This is a genomic window from Vibrio halioticoli NBRC 102217, from assembly GCF_000496695.1.
GTDB classification, from domain to species: domain Bacteria; phylum Pseudomonadota; class Gammaproteobacteria; order Enterobacterales; family Vibrionaceae; genus Vibrio; species Vibrio halioticoli.
In genome coordinates this window covers 1-2,829 of sequence record NZ_BAUJ01000099.1, presented here as the reverse complement: position 1 = coordinate 2,829, position 2,829 = coordinate 1, and the positions used below count along the sequence as shown (strand labels likewise).

Annotated in this window: 1 protein-coding gene; it reads right to left on the bottom strand. The window is 45.6% G+C overall.

What is annotated here, in order from left to right:
- Positions 1 to 2,829, bottom strand: a 2,829-nt coding sequence (locus tag VHA01S_RS17680; protein WP_039971413.1) for an Ig-like domain-containing protein, incomplete at both ends; no start/stop codon positions are given.

Genomic DNA, 2,829 nt, shown 5'->3' with positions numbered 1-2,829 from the left:
TGAAATAGTAAAGCCATTGGTAATTTCAGAGCCGTCTATGATGTCATCATTTGCTACGTGCGTAATGCTGATGCCGGCTTTTGTATCGACTGTTACTGCCGTCACACTACCATCAACGTTATTACCTGCTGTGTCTGTTGCAGACACATGAAGTGTATGATCACCTTCTGGCAATGCTGTAGTATCGGTGTGAAATTCCCACTTGCCATTAGTTTCTTTGAAACTGCCGTTTACAATGTGATCAGCACTATCTTTTACTACAATGCCACCGTTTTTTGGATCGATATCTTTATCAATTGTACTTAGGTCAAATACTAAATCACCCTTATGATTCGTATCATCAAAGTGGTTACCATGAGTAAGGTGATCCGCTTTATCACCAGAATTACTACTTTCTTGAAGCGTAAGAGTCACTGGCGTGATATCAGTATCGACACTAAATTGCCCATTGTGCACTGGCGTGCCACCTGCCAATGCTGGCGTATGGTTCGTCACGGTAACTGAGTTACCCGCAGTGTCAGTGCCTGTTACCGTCGCTTTCACTTCACCCGAAGTCACTGCTTGACCTGATGCATCTGTTGTAAAATGAGTTGCTGGGATCGCAGCTGCGGTAAAGGTATGTCCTGCACCTACTAATGCTGTATGTGAATAACCGTTGATGTCTAAAGTGACGGTTTCACCCGTCTTAACATCCCCGGATACCGTACCTGTGACTGTAATATCACCCGTGTTCGCATTAATGGTAACGCCACCATTAATTCTATTAATGGTGATACCTGCATCCGCATGCAAATCCGTAGTTAAATGACCGTCAGTTACAGTCGCAGGGTTACCTGCCCTATCGCTGACTGAAGGGGTGATCTCAAGCGATGCTCCATCTTTGATGCCAACAAGATCGGCATGGGGCACTGTCAATATCCACTGGTTGCCGTGCACTTCTATCGCTGTACCTGAAGTAGCATCACCGTATTTATGGCCGTTAAACTCCACAGTGACATGCTGGCCGTCTTCAATACCTGTTGTTCTGCCACTAATGACTAAGTCTTGCCCTTGCTCTGCAAGGTTTAGGACATCATCTTTATTGGCTGTGAGGTCAGTGTCGACTGCTATTGTGCCTGCGTGTGTATCAACCCAAAATTGACCATTATGTACTGACGGGCCACCGGCCGTTGCTGGCGTATGGTTCGTTGCCGTAAACGAATTACCTGCAGCATCTGTGCCTGTGACCGTTGCATTGACTTCACTCGATGTAACAGTTTGACCATTGATATCTGTCGTAAACTCACTGCCATCAACATCTAAATTAAAGACATTGCCTTTTTCGACCAACACATTGCTGTACACATGACCATTGATTTCGATACTAATATGGTCTCCCACACTAGCATCTCCGCCAACTATTCCTGATACCTGAATTTTTCCTTTGGCATCCACCTCGTTGATTGGATTACCGCCATTAATGCTTCCAACAGAGATAGTGGCAGATGCACTTGTGTCAACAGTAACTAGAGTTGAACCACCTTCAACACTGTTTCCTGCTATATCTGTTACAACGGTGTGAAGTGTGTGATCACCATCTGGTAATTCAGAGGTAGTAGTATGGAATTCCCACTGACCATTAACCTGTATAAAACTACCCGCAACTTCATGACCAGTAGCATCTTTAACAACAACCCCACTATGGGACGGATCAATGTCTTTATCGACAGCACTGAGGTCAAAGATCAAATCCCCCTTACTCGCCTTATCATCAAAGTTTTCACCATGAGTAAGATGATCCGTTTTATCACCCGAATTACTACTGTTTTGAAGTGTAAGCGTTACTGGATTGATATCAGTATCAACAGTGACAGCCAGCGCAGGGGAACTATTACTCGTATTCCCTGCAGAATCTGTCACCTTAGCAGTGATTTTATAATCGCCATCAGCTAGATGGGCAGCAGTGAATGTCCAGTCGGTACCAGAGCGCATTGCAGTGCCTACAGACTTATCATCAACAAACACTTCTACTGAAGTAGCATCAGTATCAATACCATTTAATGTAAAGGTCGGGGTTGTATCCTTGGTGATATTGTCCGTATCAGTACCAACAGTATTTATGCCGTACGTATCAGAAGCCGCATTCAAATCAACTGCAGGAGTACCGACGACAAGATCTGATCCTGCTGCCGTTCCAGATGCATCCTTTGAAGTGTTACCCGCTGCATCGGTAACCGTAGCCGTAACTATATCTCCTGGGCGAACTTCAATATTCACGCCTTGAGTTAAATCTGTTGCAGTCAGTGTATGTGTTTGCTTCACTCCGCTGGCTACAGTGTAGGTCAGAGTATCGCCTACCTTCGCATCTGTATTAGGAGTGATAGTCGCAGTCACTGTGCCATCAGATCCGACTTCAACACTGTTATAAATGCTATCTTTACCTGTACTTTCAAAGCTAACGGTTGGAGAAGCAACGCCTGTATCTAACGTGCTGTGCGTTGGTGTGGAAGTCGCCGTATTGCCGGCTTTATCCGTTGAAGATGCACTAACGGTTAAGTCGCCATCAACCAACTGAGTCGCCGCGCCTGACTTATCTTTCACACCCTTAGTTAAATCCACAGCAATGCTAAAGTCACCATGGCCATCGATTGTCATGCCTGTGGTATCCACATCTAAATGGTTACCCGCACTGTCCGTAATCACTAGCGTATCAAGGTGTGCACCTTCCTCTACGTGACCGGTAATAACTGTTTTTGCTTGCTCGCCACTGCCAATAAGCGTATCGGTGAAACCCGCACCCACAGCAGTATGAGTATCGACCGTTACCGTCAGCGCTGGAGACATCGTACT